Here is a 20,024-nt window from a genome sequence, read left to right as displayed (position 1 = left end):
TCTGATGGAGGATAACCACATACGGAAATGAACCCGCGTCATGCGAATTCTCGTTGTCGGACCGGGGATCACCTCAGCCCGCTCTGGACGCAACCGGAAACCCGGCGTTATCAACGCATCGGGGCGCCTTCTTTGGCGCCCCTGTTTCCTGGCTCGCGTTACTTCTTTTTGCGACGGTTGGCAACGTGAATCGCACCGTTGTCGACCGCCAATGCTGCTTCGTGCACGGACTCTGACAGAGTCGGGTGCGCAAAACAGGTCAATGCAAGATCTTCGGCACTGGAACCGAATTCCATGGCAATCACGCCCTGAGCAACGATCTCAGAAGCCTGGGGCCCTACCACATGGAAACCCAGAATCCGATCTGTCTTTTCGTCAGCTATGATCTTGACCATGCCGGATGCCGCATTGGCTGCCATGGCCCGGCCATTCGCCGCAAACGGAAATACACCCGTTTTGTAAGCTTCGCCTTCGGATTTCAGCTCTTCTTCGGTCTTACCTACCCAGGCAACTTCCGGGAAGGTATAGATCACATTGGGAATGCAATCATAGTTGACCTGAGGCTTGTGGCCCGCGATTCGCTCAGCGACCATCACGCCCTCTTCAGAGGCTTTGTGTGCCAGCATCGGCCCGCGAACCACATCACCAATCGCCCAGACACCGGGAGCTTCGGTCTTGCAGGTGTCGTCTACGTAGATGAAACCACGCTCGTCCATCTGCACACCGGAATCTTCAGCCAGCAAATTGTCTGTGTACGGGCGGCGGCCAACACATACGATGAGCTTGTCGAACTTCTGCTCCTGCTTGCCCTTGGAGTCTTCGTAAGTGACATTGACCAGTTTGCGCTTGACCTCGGCACCGGTCATTCTGGCGCCCAGCACAATGTTCAGCCCTTTCTTCTGGAACTGCTTCAAAGTGTCTTTGGCCACTTGCTGATCCACCGCCGGCAAAAAGCTCTCCTGAGCCTCCAGCATGGTCACTTCGCTGCCAAGACGCGCCCAGACACTGCCAAGCTCAAGCCCGATCACACCGGCACCGATGATGCCGAGACGCTTGGGCACTTCATCGAATTCCAGTGCACCCTCGGAATCCACAATGTACTCGCCGTCAAACGGCGCAGGCGGAATCTGAATGGGCTTCGAGCCGCTGGCCAGAATGACGTTGTCGGCCTCGTAAGTCGTTGCCTTGCCATCCTTGTCAGTCACTTCAACTTTTCGGTTGGCGAGCAATTTACCATGACCGTGAATCGAGGTGACGCCATTGGATTTGAACAGCCCGCCAATACCGCCTGTCAACTGCTTAACGATGCCGCTCTTGCGCTCCATCATCTTGGCGATATCAATCTTCACATCCTTTGCGATGATGCCCTGCATGTCGTAATCGTGGCTGGCTTCCTCAAATTTATGGGAAATTTCCAGCAAGGCCTTGGAGGGAATACAGCCCACGTTCAGGCAGGTGCCGCCCAGTACCTGGCTTTTCCCGTCTTCTGAGGTCCAGGATTCCACACAAGCAGTTTTCAGCCCCAACTGTGCCGCTTTGATTGCAGCCACATAGCCACCGGGGCCAGCACCAATGACAATGACATCGTACTTATCAGACATAGTTAACCCTGTTTTCTGAATCGTTAAGTGACCGCTTAAACATCGAGCAGAATGCGCGCTGGATCCTCAAGCATCTCCTTGATCGCTACCAGGAACTGCACTGCCTCTTTACCGTCAATCATGCGGTGATCGTAAGACAGCGCGAGATACATCATCGGCTGCACCACAACCTGGCCGTTCACAGCCATCGGGCGCTCCTGGATCTTGTGCATGCCCAGAATAGCCGTCTGCGGCGGATTGAGAATTGGCGTAGAGATCAGCGAACCGAAGATGCCACCATTGGTGATGGTAAAGGTGCCACCGGTCATCTCTTCAATACCCAGTTTACCTTCTTTCGCCTTCCCACCGTATTCGACGATTTTCTTCTCGATATCGGCCAGACCAAGCCCGTCGACATCTCTGACCACCGGCACAACCAGACCGCGATCGGTGGAAACAGCCACGCCGATGTCCTGGTATCCGTGGTAGACCATATCGTTGCCATCGATAGAGGCGTTAACAGCGGGGAAGCGCTTGAGTGCCTCGGTGGCAGCTTTAGCGAAGAAGGACATGAAGCCGAGCTTGATGCCATGACGCTTTTCGAAGCTGTCTTTATACTGCTTGCGCAGCTCCATGACCGGCCCCATGTTGACCTCGTTAAAGGTGGTCAACATCGCAGCTGTCTGCTGGGCGTTCACCAATCGCTTGGCGATGCTGGCGCGTAGACGCGTCATGGGAACACGCTTCTCAGGGCGCTCGCCCTGCTGCACGTTCACTTCCGGCATAGCGCCAGCAGAGGCCGGCGCTGCTGAGCCTGCACTTGAAGACTTGCCAGCATCTACATGATTCTGAACATCTTCTTTGGTTACGCGACCGTCTTTGCCCGTGCCCTTGATGCTCTCAGGGTCGACACCGTTCTCTTCTGCGAGCTTTCGAGCAGCCGGGCTAAGAATGGCTTCGCCAGACTTGGCCCCTGAATCGCTTGAGCTTTCAGTTGGTTGGCTGGCCGCCTCTTTTTTCTCAGCGCCACCATCATCTTTGGCCGCAGGCTTCGACTCGCCAGCAGCGCCTTCCTTGAATTTACCGATTACCTCACCGCTTTCAACGGTATCCCCTTCGCCTTTAACGACTTCTTCGATGACGCCATCAGCCGGGGCAACAACTTCCAGCACAACCTTGTCTGTTTCAATATCGACGATCAGCTCGTCTCTCGAACAGGCCTCGCCTGGCTGTTTGTGCCAGGTCGCGATTGTGCCTTCGGCGACCGACTCTGGGAAAACGGGGGCTTTAATTTCAGTTGACATCTCGGATCCTTAGTTCGGTAGCTCGTCAGATTTCAAAAGCGTCGTTTACGAGTTTTTTCTGCTCTTCCACGTGAACAGACATATGACCACAAGCAGGCGCAGCAGAGGCTTCGCGACCGGCATACTGCAGATACAGCTTGGGATCGAGTCTGTGCAACGCATTGCGCATATGGTGTTGGCTGCTGTACCAGGCGCCCTGGTTCATGGGTTCTTCCTGACACCACACGGCATGCTTGAGCTTCTTGTACTTGCTCAGCAACTCGTCAAGATCGTCGCCCGGGAAAGGATAAAGCTGCTCAATGCGCACGATCACAACGTCATCGCGGTTGTCATTCTTCTTGCGTTCCAACAAGTCGAAATACACCTTCCCGCTACACAGAATTAACCGTGTCACGTTCTTGGGATCTGAAGGCTCTTTCTCCGGCAGAATTGTCTTGAATGTGCCGGTGGTCAAATCGTCCAGTTCAGAAGTCGCCTCTTTGTGACGCAACAGACTCTTAGGCGTAATAGCAACAAGAGGCTTACGCAGTGGTCGCTTGACCTGGCGACGCAGCATATGGAATACCTGCGACGGCGTGGTCGGCACACATACCTGAATGTTGTGCTCTGCCGACAGTTGCAGGAAGCGCTCGAGCCGGGCAGAACTGTGCTCTGGACCCTGCCCTTCGTAGCCATGTGGCAGTAGCAGCGTCAGACCGCACAGACGGCCCCACTTGTGCTCGCCGCTGGTGAGAAACTGATCAATCACCACCTGTGCGCCATTGGCAAAGTCACCGAACTGGGCTTCCCATACAACCAGACCACTCGGAGAGGTTGTCGAATAGCCATATTCAAAGGCCATGACGGCTTCTTCTGAAAGAAGCGAGTCGTAGATTTCAAACTTGGGCTGGTCTTCAGCAATGTGCTCCAGGGCAATGTGCGTGGAACCGTCCTTCTGGTTGTGCAGCACCGCGTGACGGTGAGAGAAGGTACCGCGACCAACGTCCTGTCCCGTGATACGGATGGGGTGCCCTTCATCCAGCAAGGTGGCGTAGGCCATCACTTCGCCGTAACCCCAGTTGATCGGCAGCGCCCCGGCCGTCATCTTTTCGCGGTCGCTGACGATCTTGGAAACCTGGCGCTGAATACTGAAGCCTTCCGGCAACGAAGTCAGTTTCTTTCCAAGCTTCTGAATGGTCTTCAAGGCGACACTGGATTTACACTTGGCCGTCCACTCGTGACCCAGATAAGGCGTCCAATCTACATAAAGATCTTTGTTGGGTTCTTTCACCAGTGATTTAACCACGTGATCACCCTTATCCAGGGCATCCCGGTAATCAAGCTCGGTCTGCTTGGCCTCTTCCTCAGTGATCACGCCCTCTTCGACCAACTTGTCTACGTAGATCGCCCGAGTCGTTTTGAGCTTGCGGATTTTTTCATACATCAGCGGCTGAGTAGCCGCCGGCTCGTCCGCCTCGTTATGGCCGCGGCGACGGTAGCAGACCAGGTCGATCACCACGTCTTCTTTAAATTCGTGGCGATAATCCATTGCCATTTGAGTGGCGAAGAATACAGCCTCGGGATCGTCGGCATTAACGTGGATTATCGGCGCCTGAATCATCTTGGCGACGTCTGTGCAGTACTCGGTTGACCGCGCATCTTCCTGCTTGCTGGTGGTAAAGCCCACCTGGTTATTGATCACGATGTGAATCGTGCCGCCAACACCATAGCCACGTGTCTGTGACATCTGCAGGGTTTCCATGACAACGCCCTGGCCAGCGAAAGCCGCATCACCGTGCATAATGATCGGTACACACTGAGCACCGTCTTTGTCATCGCGGCGTGTTTGCCGTGCCCTGACGGATCCTTCGACCACGGGTGAAACAATTTCCAGGTGAGAGGGATTAAACGCCAGTGCCAGATGAATTTCGCCGCCATCAGTCATCACGTTGGACGAAAAGCCCTGATGGTATTTCACATCGCCAGAACCGGAATCCGCGAGCTTTTTGCCTTCAAACTCGTCAAAAAGCTCTTTGGGGTTTTTGCCCAGGGTGTTAACCAAAACGTTCAATCGGCCACGGTGCGCCATGCCCAGAACAACTTCTTTGGCGCCGTAACTGCCGGCCCGCTGAATCAGTTCATCAAGACAGGGGATGAGGCTTTCACCCCCTTCGAGACCGAACCGTTTGACGCCGGGGTAACGTGAACCCAGGTATTTCTCAAGACCTTCTGCCGCCGTCAGGCGCTCCAGAAGGTGCTTTCGCGTTTTGGCTTCGAACTTGGGACGGGATTTGACCGGCTCCATTCTCTGCTGGAACCAACGCTTGATGCGAGTATCAACGATGTGCATGTACTCAGCACCAATGCTTTCGCAATAGGTCTGACGAAGCCCGTCAACAATGTCGCGAAGCTTCATGGTTTCAGTGCCGAAGTTCAGAGAACCGGTCTGAAACTCAAGATCTTGATCGGCCTCGGTGAGCTCATGAAACTCAGGATTGAGATCTTCAACTACCGTCCGCTCCCAAACGCCCAGCGGATCAAGCTTGGCTTGCTGATGCCCACGAAAACGAAAGGCGTTGATCAGCTGCAGTACCCGGATCTGCTTTTTGTCTGCGTCGACAGTAGCGCTGGCAGGTACACCGCCAGTGGCCAGAAAGCGCTGATTGCGGGAAATGTGCTCGAACTGCTGACGGATGGACTCGTGACTGACGTCCCGGCCTTTATAGCCGTCAACACTAGGGAGTCTGTCAAAGTAACTTCGCCATTCTTCTGGAACGGCGTTGGGGTCAGTCAGGTAGGTTTCAAAAAGCTGCTCAACGTAGGCGAGATTCCCTCCTTGTAAGTGGGAAGTCTGCCACAACTGCTCCATTATGCTTTCATGCATCTTGAATAGCTCACCTTGGGCTGGTGCGGGGGAGCTGACAATGGTCGGCCAGGGGTAAATCTCAGTCAATACGGGTTTTTACGGGATCGACTGTGGCCACCACATCCAGCGTGGATGTTCTCCGTTCCCCGGTAGTTTAACTCAGCAAAAGCCGTGGCAAGGCTGGAAGGCCCCGACCACGGCTTGCGTAGTCTGCACCCCACCGAGACTTAAGACTATAAGCCATTGGTTGAAGGTATGCTTCATTGCATACCTTCGGGGTACACGTCTTAACGGGACAGTATAGTCCCTTTGTGCAAATCTGCTTAAGTTGCCCGTTGCAGCAGCAAATCCCGGATGTGGCCAATAGCCCGTGTCGGATTAAGGCCTTTCGGGCAAACACTTACGCAGTTCATGATGCCCCGGCACCGGAACACACTGAACGGGTCATCGAGATTCGCCAGGCGTTCAGCTTGCGCTGTATCCCGGCTGTCCGCTAGGAAGCGATAAGCTTGCAAGAGCCCTGCCGGCCCAATGAACTTATCCGGGTTCCACCAGAATGATGGGCAGGACGTGGAGCAGCAAGCACACAAGATACACTCGTAGAGCCCATCCAGCTTCTCACGATCTTCCGGAGACTGATAACGCTCGATCGCCGGCGCCGGGTTGTCGTTGATCAGGTACGGCGTAATCTTCTCATACTGCTTATAGAACAAGCTCATATCCACGACCAGATCGCGGATAACCGGCAGGCCCGGCAGCGGGCGTAGAACCAGCTTGTTCTTCTTAACAACGTCAGACAGCGGCGTAATACAGGCCAGACCGTTTTTGCCGTTCATGTTCATACCGTCGGATCCGCAAACACCTTCACGACACGAACGACGATAGGACATGGACTCATCGCGTTCCTTGATGAGGTTCAGCACATCCAGAACCATCAGGTCTTTACCTTCCGGAATCTCAACTTCCACGTCCTGCATGTAGGGCGCGTTGTCTGCCTCCGGGTTGTAACGATAGACACTTACCAACATTGTTACATCCCCCTTTAATAAGTCCGAACTTTCGGTTCGAAGGTCGGTACAGTCTTAGGCGTAAAGTTCACGTCCCGCTTACCCAACCGCTTTTCAAGCGGGAAATAAAGGGAGTGCTTCAGCCAGTTGTCGTCATCACGCTCTGTATAGTCGTTACGGGCGTGGGCACCGCGGCTTTCCTTGCGCTCATAGGCGGAAATGGCGGTCGACAAGGCAACTTCGTACAGGTTGTCCAACTCCAACGCTTCAATTCGCGCCGTGTTAAAGGCATTGCTGGTGTCAGTCAGCTTGGTGTTTCTGACGCGCTCACCAATGGCTTCAAGCTTCTTGAGGCCCTCTTCCATGGCTTCGCCGTCACGGAACACACCGAAATAAAGCTGCATGCAGCTTTGGAGGTCCTTGCGAACCTCAGCAACGCTCTCACCCTCGGACGCTGAATTCAGCCTGTCGAGGCGCGCCATTGCCTTTTTGATGTCTTCTTCACTGGCACCGTCGGCCTCAAAGCCGCCGCGCAGCTGTTCCTCAATGTACAGACCTGCAGACCGGCCGAAAACAACCAGGTCCAGCAGTGAGTTACCGCCCAGACGGTTCGCACCGTGTACCGACACGCATGCGGCCTCACCACAGGCAAACAGTCCCGGGATGGGCTTGTCTTTGCCGTCAGAGTCCTGAGTCAGAGCCTGACCGCCGACGGTGGTCGGAATACCCCCCATCATATAGTGACAGGTCGGCACTACAGGCACCGGCTCTTTTACCGGATCCACATGGGCAAAGGTACGGGACAGCTCACAAATACCTGGCAGACGAAGATTCAGCGTCTCCTCACCAAGGTGGTCAAGCTTCAACAGAACGTGATCCTTGTCGGGACCACAACCGCGGCCTTCGAGAATCTCGATAACCATGGCTCGAGCCACCACATCGCGGCCCGCAAGGTCTTTGGCGTTAGGCGCGTAACGCTCCATGAAGCGCTCGCCCTCGGAATTAATCAGATAACCGCCCTCACCCCGGCAACCCTCTGTCACGAGCGTGCCCGCTCCGTAGATGCCGGTTGGGTGGAACTGCCACATTTCCATGTCCTGCATTGGGAAGCCGGCACGCAGCGCCATGCCGATGCCATCACCCGTGTTGATCAGAGCATTGGTCGTGGAAGAGTAAATGCGGCCAGCGCCGCCAGTCGCCAGAACGGTCGCCTTGGACTTGATGTAGGCAACCTCGCCAGTCTCAATCTCGATGGCTACAACACCAACGACTTCGTCCTTGCTGTTCTTCACCAGATCAACCGCATACCACTCATTCAGGAAGGACGTGCCACCCTTGATATTCGCCTGATACAGAGTGTGCAAAAGCGCATGACCGGTGCGGTCTGCAGCCGCACACGTACGGGCTGCCTGCCCGCCTTTGCCGTAGTCCTTTGACTGACCACCAAACGGACGCTGATAAATGCGGCCCTGCTCGGTTCTGGAGAACGGAAGCCCCATGTGCTCCAGCTCGAAGACTGCCTGCGGGCCGACGGAACACATGTATTCGACGGCGTCCTGGTCAGCGATGTAATCGGACCCCTTGACGGTGTCATACATGTGCCAGCGCCAATCGTCATTAGGATCCGCGCTTGCGATCGCACAGGTGATACCACCCTGAGCTGAAACAGTGTGCGAGCGGGTAGGAAACACCTTGGTGATACACGCAGTGTTGACGCCGGATTCGGTCAGTTGCAGCGCGGCACGCATGCCAGAACCGCCGCCGCCAATTACAATTGCGTCGTAAGACATGGTCTTGATGTTAGCCATTAATTAAAGCCCCCACAGAATCTGAATACCCCAAACCAGGTATACGAACATTGCCAGCCCGCACGCTGCCTGAAACAGGAACCGCGGCGCAGCGGCTTTGATGTAATCCGTTGACACTGTCCACAAACCAACCCAGGCATGGGCGCCAATTGAAAGCAGCGCCAGCAGCGAGAAGATCCGGAACCAGGTTTGACCGAACAGACCAGACCAGGTCTGGTAATCAATGTCAGTCGTCAACGCGAAACCAATCAAAAAAATCGTATACAGAGCAAGTACGTAAGCAGTGACGCGCTGGACCAGCCAGTCAAAAACACCGCTCCTGCCGAGGTTAGTTACGCTGTTTACCATACCCAGACTCCTGCCAGAATAATCAGAATAACGGAGATAACGACCGTTGCTTTCGCGGCAAGACGGCCGCTTTCGAGCTCTTCGCCGATGCCCATATCCATTAACAGGTGCTTGATGCCGGCAACCAGGTGGTACAACAAGGCAGACAAAATGCCCCAGGTGATCAGTTTCGCAAGGAAACCGTCCAGCAAGTCACTGACCTGACTGAAGCCTGCCTCTCCACTGAGGGAAAGGTCCAGCCCATAAAGCATGAACGCAACACCAACAAAAATGATGATGCCGCTGATCCGATGCAAAATGGACGTGATGGCTGGCAGCGGGAAATGAAACTTGCCGAGATCGAGATTTACTGGTCGTTTGCTATTCACAGCGCTCTCACACTCTCTTTTTTGATTCCGCAGAACGGATCGAATCCGATCGCAGAGGGTTGGTAAGTAAGGATCAGTGTGTGACTACGGTGCCGACACACGATTGGCTCAGGTGGGATACCGGATTGCGCTCTTTTAAATCTGTCGCTGCTCCGGACGAGTCCCCGATTACGGGCTAGAGATTATAAGGAGTAGCCAGGGTAATTACAAACCCGAAAGGTTCCAAAACCCCGTAAAATCAGGGCTTCACACTTTCTCGCCAATGGTTGTAAAGCCGCGGCAATAGCGGCTTGAAAGTGACATTTGTCGACTATTACATTGACAAAAAAAGCCAACGCCCTATATTTTGCCGCCAGTTTTGCGATAATACGCGCCTTCCAACGCTTTCAAATGTAGATAAATAGGAGAGCACCATGACCGATGAGAAAGCCACGCTTTCGGTGGGTGACAAGTCCATAGAGCTACCGATGTATTCTGGATCTGCGGGCCCTGATGTCATCGACGTACGCAGCCTTGTTCAGGAAGGTGTGTTTACATATGACCCTGGATTCGTGTCAACGGCGGCCTGCGAGTCCAAAATCACGTACATCGACGGAGCTAACGGTGTTCTCCTTCATCGCGGCTACAAGATTGAAGATCTGGCAGAGAATTCAGACTATCTGGAAGTCTGTTACCTGCTGCTGAACGGCGAATTGCCCACCGCTGAGGAAAACCAGAAGTTCCATCAAACGATCAAGAATCACACCATGCTTCATGATCAGATGCGTAACTTCTTCCAGGGCTTCCGTCGTGACGCGCACCCAATGGCCATCATGTGTGGCGTTGTAGGCGCGCTTTCCGCGTTCTATCACGACTCCATGGACGTGGCTGACGAGCATGAGCGCGAAATCACGGCCCATCGTCTGGTTGCCAAGATGCCGACCATAGCGGCCTGGTGTTATAAATACAGCATTGGCCAGCCTTTCATGTATCCGCGCAATGATCTGTCCTACGCCGAGAATTTCCTGCAGATGATGTTCGGCGTGCCCTGCGAGGAGTACAAGCCCAACCCTGTTCTCGCGAAAGCCATGGACAAGATATTTATCCTGCACGCGGACCACGAGCAGAACGCCTCTACCTCAACGGTTCGTCTTGCAGGCTCCACTGGCGCCAACCCATACGCCTGCATCGCTTCCGGTATTGCCGCACTCTGGGGCCCTGCTCACGGTGGCGCTAACGAAGCTGTGCTGGACATGCTGGCTGAAATTGGCGATGAATCGAACATCGAGAAGTACATCGCCAAGGCAAAAGACAAAGATGACCCATTCCGCCTGATGGGCTTTGGTCACCGGGTCTACAAGAACTTCGACCCTCGCGCCAAAGTGATGGCAGAGACCGCTCACGAAGTACTGTCCGAACTCGGTCTGGAAAACGATCCTCTGCTGAAGATCGCCCAACGCCTCGAGAAGATTGCCCTGGAAGACGAGTACTTCGTACAGCGCAAGCTTTACCCCAACGTGGATTTTTACTCTGGCCTGATCCTGAAAGCAATTGGCATCCCGACATCCATGTTTACCGTCATCTTTGCGCTGTCGCGCACGATTGGGTGGTTCTCCCACTGGAACGAAATGGTCAGCGGCAACTACCGCATTGGCCGTCCACGTCAGCTATACACCGGGCCTACAACCCGGGAGTATCCGACGAAGTAACTCTGACAAGTGGAAATCAGAAAAGGCCGCGACTAAAGCGGCCTTTTTTGTGGGTGCTCCTTCTGCAATGATTGTCCAGATGAAAAACAACACCGAACTGGAGAACAAGCAATGAGCCTGAATGCCGCATTCCTGGGTCTTGGCGTTATGGGGTACCCCATGGCGGGCCACCTGGCCAACGCTGGAAACACTGTCACCGTTTGGAACCGGACCGCTGCGAAATCCAAGCAATGGGCTTCGACCTACAACGGAACGGCCTGCCCCTCAATTGCAGAGGCGGTTCGTGACGCCGATTTTGTCTTTACCTGCGTGGGTGCCGATAAGGACCTGCTGGAAGTGTTTGAGGGACCAGACGGTATCATAGAAAACGCAAAAGCCGGGGCGGTACTGGTCGACCACACCACGGCCTCGGCCGGTGTGGCGGAACACATCGCAAAGCTTGCCGGTGATCGCGGTTTGGGTTTTGTGGATGCGCCCGTATCGGGCGGTCAACAAGGCGCCGACAATGGCCAGCTTACGGTCATGTGCGGCGGCGAACATCAGGCTTTTGATCAGGCTCGACCGCTCATGGATTGCTATTCCAAAGCACTGAACCTGATGGGGCCAGTTGGGAGCGGCCAACGTACGAAAATGGTCAATCAGATCGCGATTGCCGGCCTGGTTCAGGGGCTCTCGGAAGCCCTCCATTTTGCAGAACAAGCAGAACTGGATGTCCAGAAAGTGGTGGATGTCATTTCAAAAGGCGCAGCCCAGTCATGGCAAATGGACAATCGCTCGGCAACGATGATTGCCGGCGAGTTCAACCATGGATTTGCCGTTGACTGGATGCGAAAAGACCTGGCTATTTGCCTGGAAGAGGCCCGCAAGAATGGATCAAGACTGCCTGTAGCAGCTCTGGTCGATCAGTTTTATGGCGAGGTTCAGGATATCGGCGGTAGTCGCTGGGACACATCATCCCTGATTCAGCGCTTACGGAAGAAGTCATCCTAGCGTTTATTGTTGGCTGGTCAGCGGTACCGAAAGCCCGCTGACCAGCCAACGCACGATGCCCCTACTTTTCTTTTGGTTGCCACTTGCCATTGACGTACCAGGCCGACCAACCCGTTGCTTTTCCGTCTTTTTCCGACATCACATACTGTTCTTTTGATTTACGGCTATAACGGATGACAGTGGGGTTGCCCTCTGGATCCGCCGCAGGCGCGTCCATCAAGTAGTCGTACTTGGGATCGATTTCCTTCCGGTGTGGAGTAATCTCCTTCACCAGAGGAGGCCTGGTTTCCCGATTTTTGGGAAACTTGCTCGCCGCCAGGAATAAGCCAGAAGCTCCGTCACGAAGCACATAGGTGTCGTCCACTTTCTGACACTGCAGCTCCGGCATTGGCACAGGGTCCATCTTGGGCGGCGCAGGCTCGCCATTTTTCAGCAACTTGCGGGTGTTTTTGCACGTTTCATTGGTACAGCCGAAGTATTTACCGAAACGACCCGTTTTCAGCTGCATCTCTGACCCGCACTTGTCACACTCCAGCGTAGGCCCCTCGTAACCCTTGATGCGGAAGGTACCTTTCTCTACCTCAAAACCGGAACAGTCCGGATTATTACCGCACACATGCAGTTTACGGCCTTCGTCAACAAGATAGCTGTCCATCGCAGTGCCGCATTTGGGGCAACGGCGTTTTTTACGCAGCAAGCGGGACTCGCCCTCGCCTTCCACGTCTTCATCGGCACTGACCACTTCATCGCCAGACACAAGGTTAATAGTGGTCTTGCAGCGTTCTTTCGGTGGCAGTGAGTACCCGGAACAGCCTAAAAAGACCCCGGTGCTGGCGACACGAATCTGCATCGGGCGCTCACAGGTAGGACATGGGATGTCGGTTTCGGTCGGCGTGTTAGCACGCATACCGCCTACCTCCGAACTTTCGGCGGTTTCCAACTGATTTCTGAAGCGCTCGTAAAAATCGTTAAGGACCTTCTTCCATTCCACATCGCCGGCGGCAATTTCGTCCAACTCGTCTTCCATTCGAGCCGTAAAATCAAAGTCCATCAGATTCGGAAAGGATTCCGACAATCGCTCAGTCACAATTTCGCCCATCTTCTCGGCGTAGAAGCGACGATTTTGCAGGCGAACGTATCCCCGGTCCTGAATGGTCGAAATAATTGACGCGTAGGTGGATGGACGCCCGATCCCCTGTTTTTCGAGCTCTTTAACCAGGCTGGCCTCGGTGTAACGCGGCGACGGTTTGGTAAAGTGCTGGCTGGGATCCAGCTTTTCGAGACTCAGCGACTGCCCTTCCTTTATGTCCGGCAGCGCAACATCCTCGTCCTTTTTGGAGGTCTGCGGCGCGGCTTTCAGGAAGCCCTCAAACTTGATGATACGACCACGCGTCCGTAGTTCGTATTCGCCATTGGCCACCACAATGGATGTGCTCAAAAATTCGGCATCCGCCATCTGACAGGCGATAAACTGACGCCAGATCAGCTCATAGAGCTTCTCAGCGTCTTTTTCCAGGCCCTGAATATCGGAGGGGCGCCGTGTCACATCACTTGGCCTGATGGCCTCGTGGGCTTCCTGAGCGCCTTCTTTACTGCCGTAGACACGTGGTTTTTCCGGCAGGAATTTTTCCCCGAACTGTTTTTTGACGTAATCGCGACAACTAGACACAGCGTCCTGACTCAGATTCGTTGAGTCAGTACGCATGTAGGTAATAAAACCCGCTTCGTACAAACGCTGGGCGAGCATCATGGTTTTCTTGACGCTAAAGCCCATCCGGTTACTGGCAGCCTGCTGCAAAGTAGAAGTAATAAACGGCGCAGACGGACGGGATTTGGTGGGCTTATCTTCCCGCTTGGCGACCTCGAAGCTGCCCGCCTTCAGGCGATCAACATGTTCGTTGCTCTGCTTCTCGTTCGTCGGTCGGTACGCCTGATCTTTATAGCGCGTGGTTTCGAAGCGAATCGACTTATCGCTTTTTTCCGGAACGAGGTCTGCGTGGAGTTGCCAGAATTCTTCTGGAACAAATTTACGAATCTCCCGTTCCCGCTCGACAATCAGCCGTACAGCAACTGACTGTACACGGCCTGCCGATAGCCCACGGGCAATCTTAGCCCAAAGTAGCGGCGACACCATGTAGCCCACCACCCGATCAAGAAATCGGCGAGCCTGCTGCGCATCTACCCGGTTCCTGTCCAGATTGCCAGGATCCTTGAAGGCTTCCTGAATCGCACGCTTGGTGATCTCGTTGAACACAACCCTGCGATATTTGTCATCGTCGCCGCCAATGGTCTGCTGAAGGTGCCAGGCGATGGCCTCCCCTTCGCGGTCCAAATCCGTCGCCAGATAGACGTGGTCTGCCGATTTCGCCAGCCGCTTAAGTTCGCTGACTACCTTTTCCTTGCCGGGCAGAATTTCGTAACGGGCCTCCCAGTCGCGGTCCGGGTCAACACCCATACGGGCTACCAGTTGATCCCTAGCCTTTCTTTTCTTGTGAGCCGCCTTTTCTTCTGGGCTCATCTTGCGGGTAATCGCGGCCTGACGGGCCCTTTCTTTGGGGTCAGAGGTGGAACCAGACCCACTTACCGGAAGATCACGAATGTGCCCCACGCTGGACTTAACAATGAAGTCTGAGCCGAGGTATTTGTTGATAGTCTTAGCTTTCGCTGGCGACTCGACAATAACGAGGCTTTTTCCCATATCGGAGATCTGTATCCTTGGCGATAATCGGTTAAAAAATCAACAAACCGTAAACTCGCTGTAAAATCAGTCGGCTAGAAAACACTCCATAGCCGCAACCTTGGTATAGGTGCATTGTTTTACAGGGTCAAGAAAAGCAAGACAACCCATTCGACGAAATTGCGGCACGGTTTTTGTGCATACACAGACAAGAAGGCCCGGCATTTGCCGGGCCTTCACAGGGCGTCTTATTGATTCAATTCAGAGAATCAAAGACGCTCCCAGACCGTCGCAATGCCCTGGCCAAGACCGATACACATGGTAGAGACACCAAGCTTACCGCCCTTGTCCTGCATCACGTTCAACAGGGTTGTGGAGATACGTGCACCGGAGCAGCCCAGCGGATGCCCAAGGGCAATCGCGCCACCGTTCAGGTTCACTTTCTCTTCCATCACACCCAGCAGTTTCAGGTCTTTCAGCACCGGCAGTGACTGACCGGCAAAGGCTTCGTTCAGTTCCCAGAAGTCGATATCTTCGACTTTCAGGCCCGCACGCTTAAGCGCCTTCTTGGTAGCCGGCACCGGCCCATAACCCATGATAGCAGGATCGCAACCGGCAACGGCCATGCTGCGAATCTTCGCGACCGGCTTCAGGCCAAGGGCCTCGGCACGTTCTGCGGACATCAGCACCATCGCAGCCGCACCGTCTGTCAGCTGCGAGGAAGTACCGGCAGTGACCGTTCCGTTCTTCGGATCAAACGCAGGCTTCAGCTGGCTCAGGGATTCCGCCGTGGTCTCCGGACGAATGGTCTCGTCCTCTTCGATCAGAACTTTAAAGCCGTTCTCATCATGACCTTCAATCGGAACGATTTCGTTCTTGAAGCGGCCTTCCTGAGTTGCTTCGTGCGCCAGACGATGAGAACGGGCGCCAAACTCATCCTGCTGTTCACGGGTGATACCGTGCATCTTCGCCAGCATTTCTGCAGTCAGGCCCATCATGTTGGACGCTTTCGCAGAATACTTGGACGCGGCCGGGTTGTGATCAAAGCCGTCAGTCATGGGAATGTGGCCCATGTGCTCAACGCCACCCACAAAGAACACGTCGCCGTTACCAGTCTGAATAGCCTGGGCCGCCGTGTGGATTGCGCTCATGGCGGAACCACACAGACGGTTAACGGTTTGCGCTGCAGATTCATGTGGGATGCGGGTCAGCAATGAAATCTGACGCGCTACGTTGAAGCCCTGCTCTTTGGTCTGGTTTACACAGCCCCAGATCACGTCTTCAACTTCTTTAGCGTCGAGCTTTGGATTGCGCTCAAACAGTGCTTCGATCAGCGCTGCCGACAGGGTCTCCGCGCGCACATTGCGGAAACAGCCGTTTTTGGCACGCCCCATCGGAGTCCGCACGCAATCGACGACGACAACGTCTCTCGGATTAAGGCTCATAGATCTTTCTCCGTTCGGAAATCTCGTTCAGGGTTAGGCAAAGAACTTTTTGCCATTCTTGGCCATTTCACGCAGCTTCTTGGTCGGGTGATACAGAGGACCAAGGTCTGCAAACTTGTCTGCCAGCTCGACGAACTTATCAACACCCATGTCGTCGATGTAGCGCAGGGCACCACCACGGAACGGCGGGAAGCCGATACCGAAGATCAGACCCATATCAGCATCCGCCGGATCTTCGACGATGCCGTCTTCCAGGCAGCGAACGGTCTCCAGGCACAGTGGGATCATCATGCGAGCAATGATGTCTTCGTCGCTGAAGTCGTTCTTACCCTGAACAACCGGCTCAATCAGCTTGTAGCTCTCTTCGTCTACAACCTTCTTCTGCTTGCCTTTCCGGTCGGTTTCATACTTGTAGAAGCCCTTGTCGTTCTTCTGACCGTATCGATCGTTCTCGAACATCACTTCTACTGCAGACTTGTAGTCGGCCTTCATGCGCTCCGGGAAGCCTTCTGCCATTACCTCATTGGCGTGTTTGGCGGTATCCATGCCAACCACGTCCAGCAGGTACGCAGGACCCATCGGCCAGCCAAACTTCTCCATCACCTTATCAACGTGCTGGAAGTCAGCGCCGTCACGAACCAGGGCAGAGAAACCACCGAAGTACGGGAACAATACGCGGTTAACCAGGAAGCCCGGGCAATCGTTGACCACGATCGGGGTCTTACCCATGGCCTTGGCGTAAGCGACGGTCGTCGCGATGGCGCGATCGCTGGTCTTCTTGCCACGAATGACCTCAACCAGCGGCATCATGTGTACCGGGTTGAAGAAGTGCATGCCACAGAAGTTTTCCGGACGCTTCAGGTTCTTGGCCAACAGGTCAATAGAAATGGTAGACGTGTTGGACGTCAGGATTGCGTCTTCGCGAACGTTATCTTCGACTTCACGCAAAACCGCGTCTTTTACCTTCGGGTTTTCAACAACCGCCTCAACGACCAGGTCAACGTTCTTGAAGTCACCGTAATTCAGGGTCGGAGTGATGCTGTTCAATACGTCGGCCATTTTGCCGGCGTCCATCTTGCCCTTGTCGACACGCTTGGTGAGCTGTTTCTTGGCTTCTTTCAGGCCAAGATCAATACCCTCCTGGGCGATGTCCTTCATGATGATCGGCGTGCCCTTCAGCGCAGACTGATAGGCAACACCACCGCCCATGATACCGGCACCCAGAACGGCTGCCAGATTCACCTCGTTGGCTTCCTTTTCCCACGCCTTGGCTTTCTTCTTCAGCTCCTGATCGTTCAGGAACAGGCCGACCAGGCAAGCAGCGACGTTGGTCTTCGCCATTTTGGCAAAACCCTTCGCTTCCACTTCAATCGCCTTGTCACGCGTAAGACCGGCGTGCTTCTGCATCACCTTGATGGCCTCAACCGGCGCCGGGTAGTTCTTGCCAGCCTGGCCGGCAACAAACGCTTTGGAGATCTCGAACGCCATCATGCTTTCCATAGCGTTCAGCTTGATCTTGCCTTTCTTCTCGTCACGACGGGCCTGGTAGTCCAGTTTGCCTTCGTTGCACTGGCTGATAATCTTCAGAGCACCTTCAACCAGTTGGTCGTTCTCAAGAACGGCGTCAACCGCACCAACCTTCATTGCTTTGTCAGCGCGGTTTTCGGTGCCGCCACAAATCCATTCAACGGCGTAATCAACGCCAATCAGGCGCGAAAGACGAACGGTACCGCCAAAGCCCGGGAAAATACCCAGCTTCACTTCCGGCAGACCAACCTTGGCACTCTTGTCGATTACACGGTAATCAGTGGCCAGGCACATCTCGAAGCCGCCGCCAAGCGCCATGCCATTGATAGCAGTAACAGTGGGAAACGGCAGGTCTTCAATGGCGCTGAATACTTCATTCGCCTTGAGGTTATTGGCTACCAGATCTTCTTCCGGCCCGGCAAACAGGTCGGTGAATTCTGTAATGTCGGCACCAACAATAAAGCTGTCTTTGGAGCTGGTCACAACAAGACCTTTCAGGCCTTTCTTCGCTTCCAGCTTGTCAGTCGCGGCGCGGAGCTCTTCAATCGTCAGACGGTTGAACTTGTTCACTGACTCGCCCTGCAAGTCAAAGTTCAACTGAGCGATCCCGCCTTCGATCTCTTTAACCGTGATGGCTTTACCTTCGTAAATCATCAACTGATCTCCAGTTTGTGTTTGGAACTGCTGAAACAGCCGCACAAGCGTTTCGCTGGGCGACCGCTGATGCAGCGAGATTTCGGTCACTACCCGATCAAGCGATCCAAAATTCATACAGTCGTTTGAATCGTGGGATGACACGATGAAAAAAAACATCCCGTTTGTCAATTTGTTTCTCGACAAATCGACACTCCGAAGACGTTTCTATTGCCGAAAACCTTTATGAATTCTGAATGGAATTGTTGTATTTCAAACAGCTATCGCGCACTATTCAGAAAAAGAAGGAACCTCTGGGTCAACCATTTCAAAATCGTTGACATTTGCCTTTGGCAGGCAGGTCGAAACCGCTTGATTGGCTGGCACAGTTACTTTACCTTCGGTCTAAGACTTTAGTCCACAATAATAACATGGCCTTTAACGGAGACTCTTCCGATGACCAACGCCCACGTGCGAGTACGTTCTCTCGCAACTGCTCTCATCCTGCTATTAATAACCTCCTTCGCAACCAGAGCTCAGGAAAGCGACAACGGGGACTTTCTGTCCGATCTGCACGAGTTTCGTGTCAGCAACTACATTTCTCTGGATGCTTACTACCGCTTCAGTGCAGTTGGTGATACCGAAACCCTGAATGAAATCGTTGCCAGCATCAACAAGGCCAACGATGCCATGAACTCTGTGGCCGACAGCAACTCAGGCATATTGTCCGCCGACCAGATTGAAGGTCTCAACAAGGAATTCGACACCTTTAAGAATCTGATGCGCAGCAACATCAACATTGTGCGGGAATCCGGGTACCCGGACCTGCGCCTGGTCTCGGACATGGCAAACCAGGCCGTGGCGATGAACCAGTCAGCCACGGAACTGTATGAACTGTCTAAAGATAGTGCGGAAACAGAGATTGATCCGCGTGTCGAGGCCGCGCGCTCGGCAGCCGTTACCATCGCACAGATGATGGCCAAGTATTCAGCACGCACCAATTCTCAGGTCGCCCAGACCTTTCAGGGCGCATCAAACGATGTGTCTCTGGATGAGCAGGCCCGCCAGTTTGATTCCTTGCTGGCCGAGATACAGAAAGGCGGCGAAACAAGCGCAGAACTCAAGTCAACACTGCAAAGCCTCAGTTCCAAGTGGCAGTTCATTCGCAGCTCCTACATCAATTACAACGACAACAACGTTGCATTCGTAATTGACCGCTATTCCAAACGCATTTTGCAAAGCCTGGAAACCACTATCGGTCTTCTTCGCGGAAACGCGTGACGAATACTGACCCGGATCTTTTTGCTCCTTTCCAGGAATGGATTACACTTCAAAAAGAATCCGGGTCACAAGGAGCGACCAAATGGCCGTATACCAGAAATTGCTTGTCGCAATCGATCTTACCGAAGAAGCCCCTCTCGTTCTTGACAAAGCCATGGCTATTGCAAAGGTCCATGCCGCAGAAGTCGCACTGGTGCACGTTGTAGAGCCGGTCGGATATGCCTACGGCGGAGATATTCCGATGGACCTCACCGAACTACAGGACCAACTGGACAAGGCAGCTCGTGAACAGTTACAGGCCTACGGTGAAAAACACGGCATCACGTCCGACAACCAGATTGTGGTCGTGGGCCGTCCGGAGTCAGAGATCCACCGACTCTCAGAGGAGCTAAACACTGACCTGATCGTTGTCGGAAGTCATGGCAGGAAGGGATTTCAATTGCTTCTGGGGTCCACGGCAAATGGCGTGCTTCACGGCGCAAAATGCGATGTGCTTGCCGTTAGAATCGACACCTGACTACTG

The 20,024-nt window shown here is 54.1% G+C and carries 14 protein-coding genes; 4 read left to right on the top strand and 10 right to left on the bottom strand.

The features are described from left to right. Positions 1 to 158: 158 nt before the first annotated feature. The 7 genes from lpdA to sdhC all read right to left on the bottom strand — a co-directional run bounded on the left by lpdA (position 159) and on the right by sdhC (position 9,260). Entirely contained in the window at positions 159 to 1,601 is a 1,443-nt protein-coding gene (gene lpdA / locus QLQ17_RS08380) for a dihydrolipoyl dehydrogenase (RefSeq protein WP_283209134.1), read from the bottom strand. A 35-nt stretch (positions 1,602 to 1,636) separates the two neighbouring features. Then, positions 1,637 to 2,884: a 2-oxoglutarate dehydrogenase complex dihydrolipoyllysine-residue succinyltransferase gene (odhB, locus tag QLQ17_RS08375; RefSeq protein ID WP_283209133.1), complete on the bottom strand. Its 1,248-nt coding sequence runs from the start codon at positions 2,882 to 2,884 to the stop codon at positions 1,637 to 1,639. A gap of 25 nt (positions 2,885 to 2,909) precedes the next feature. Further along, positions 2,910 to 5,747, bottom strand: a complete 2,838-nt coding sequence (locus QLQ17_RS08370; RefSeq protein WP_283209132.1) for a 2-oxoglutarate dehydrogenase E1 component — start codon at positions 5,745 to 5,747, stop codon at positions 2,910 to 2,912. A gap of 305 nt (positions 5,748 to 6,052) precedes the next feature. Continuing rightward, positions 6,053 to 6,757 (bottom strand): succinate dehydrogenase iron-sulfur subunit, encoded by a 705-nt coding sequence (locus tag QLQ17_RS08365; protein WP_283209131.1) that lies wholly within the window; start codon positions 6,755 to 6,757, stop codon positions 6,053 to 6,055. A gap of 14 nt (positions 6,758 to 6,771) precedes the next feature. Further along, a complete protein-coding gene (gene sdhA, locus QLQ17_RS08360) occupies positions 6,772 to 8,544 on the bottom strand; it encodes a succinate dehydrogenase flavoprotein subunit (RefSeq protein ID WP_283209130.1) in 1,773 nt (590 codons plus the stop codon). A 3-nt stretch (positions 8,545 to 8,547) separates the two neighbouring features. Further along, the gene (gene sdhD / locus QLQ17_RS08355) at positions 8,548 to 8,892 is read right to left on the bottom strand and encodes a succinate dehydrogenase, hydrophobic membrane anchor protein (RefSeq protein WP_283209129.1); all 345 of its coding nucleotides are present in this window, start codon (positions 8,890 to 8,892) and stop codon (positions 8,548 to 8,550) included. After that, positions 8,886 to 9,260 (bottom strand): succinate dehydrogenase, cytochrome b556 subunit, encoded by a 375-nt coding sequence (gene sdhC / locus QLQ17_RS08350; RefSeq protein ID WP_283209128.1) that lies wholly within the window; start codon positions 9,258 to 9,260, stop codon positions 8,886 to 8,888. The genes sdhD and sdhC overlap by 7 nt, the downstream gene beginning before the upstream one ends. A gap of 413 nt (positions 9,261 to 9,673) precedes the next feature. On the opposite strand from sdhC, the gene gltA reads away from it, so the two are divergent. Both gltA and QLQ17_RS08340 read left to right on the top strand, forming a co-directional pair. Next, a complete protein-coding gene (gene gltA / locus QLQ17_RS08345) occupies positions 9,674 to 10,948 on the top strand; it encodes a citrate synthase (protein WP_283209127.1) in 1,275 nt (424 codons plus the stop codon). A gap of 111 nt (positions 10,949 to 11,059) precedes the next feature. Further along, positions 11,060 to 11,938, top strand: a complete 879-nt coding sequence (locus QLQ17_RS08340; protein WP_283209126.1) for an NAD(P)-dependent oxidoreductase — start codon at positions 11,060 to 11,062, stop codon at positions 11,936 to 11,938. A 61-nt stretch (positions 11,939 to 11,999) separates the two neighbouring features. On the opposite strand, the gene topA is transcribed toward QLQ17_RS08340, so the two are convergent. The 3 genes from topA to fadB form a co-directional block, all read right to left on the bottom strand. Beyond that, positions 12,000 to 14,636 carry a type I DNA topoisomerase gene (gene topA, locus QLQ17_RS08335; RefSeq protein ID WP_283209125.1) on the bottom strand — a complete coding sequence of 879 codons (2,637 nt, stop codon included), beginning with the start codon at positions 14,634 to 14,636 and terminating at the stop codon, positions 12,000 to 12,002. Between the two features lie 248 nt (positions 14,637 to 14,884). Further along, complete coding sequence (gene fadA / locus QLQ17_RS08330) at positions 14,885 to 16,060, bottom strand: acetyl-CoA C-acyltransferase FadA (protein WP_283209124.1); 1,176 nt, start codon at positions 16,058 to 16,060, stop codon at positions 14,885 to 14,887. 33 nt (positions 16,061 to 16,093) lie between these two features. Next, a complete protein-coding gene (gene fadB / locus QLQ17_RS08325) occupies positions 16,094 to 18,241 on the bottom strand; it encodes a fatty acid oxidation complex subunit alpha FadB (protein ID WP_283209123.1) in 2,148 nt (715 codons plus the stop codon). Between the two features lie 435 nt (positions 18,242 to 18,676). On the opposite strand from fadB, the gene QLQ17_RS08320 reads away from it, so the two are divergent. Both QLQ17_RS08320 and QLQ17_RS08315 read left to right on the top strand, forming a co-directional pair. Continuing rightward, positions 18,677 to 19,501: a hypothetical protein gene (locus QLQ17_RS08320; protein ID WP_283209122.1), complete on the top strand. Its 825-nt coding sequence runs from the start codon at positions 18,677 to 18,679 to the stop codon at positions 19,499 to 19,501. An 82-nt stretch (positions 19,502 to 19,583) separates the two neighbouring features. After that, complete coding sequence (locus QLQ17_RS08315; protein WP_283209121.1) at positions 19,584 to 20,018, top strand: universal stress protein; 435 nt, start codon at positions 19,584 to 19,586, stop codon at positions 20,016 to 20,018. Positions 20,019 to 20,024: the final 6 nt, after the last annotated feature.

It is taken from the genome of Marinobacter sp. CHS3-4, from assembly GCF_030053415.1.
Lineage (GTDB): Bacteria > Pseudomonadota > Gammaproteobacteria > Pseudomonadales > Oleiphilaceae > Marinobacter.
The sequence above is the reverse complement of the archived record's forward strand: the minus strand, read 5'-3'. Positions and strand labels throughout refer to the sequence as shown.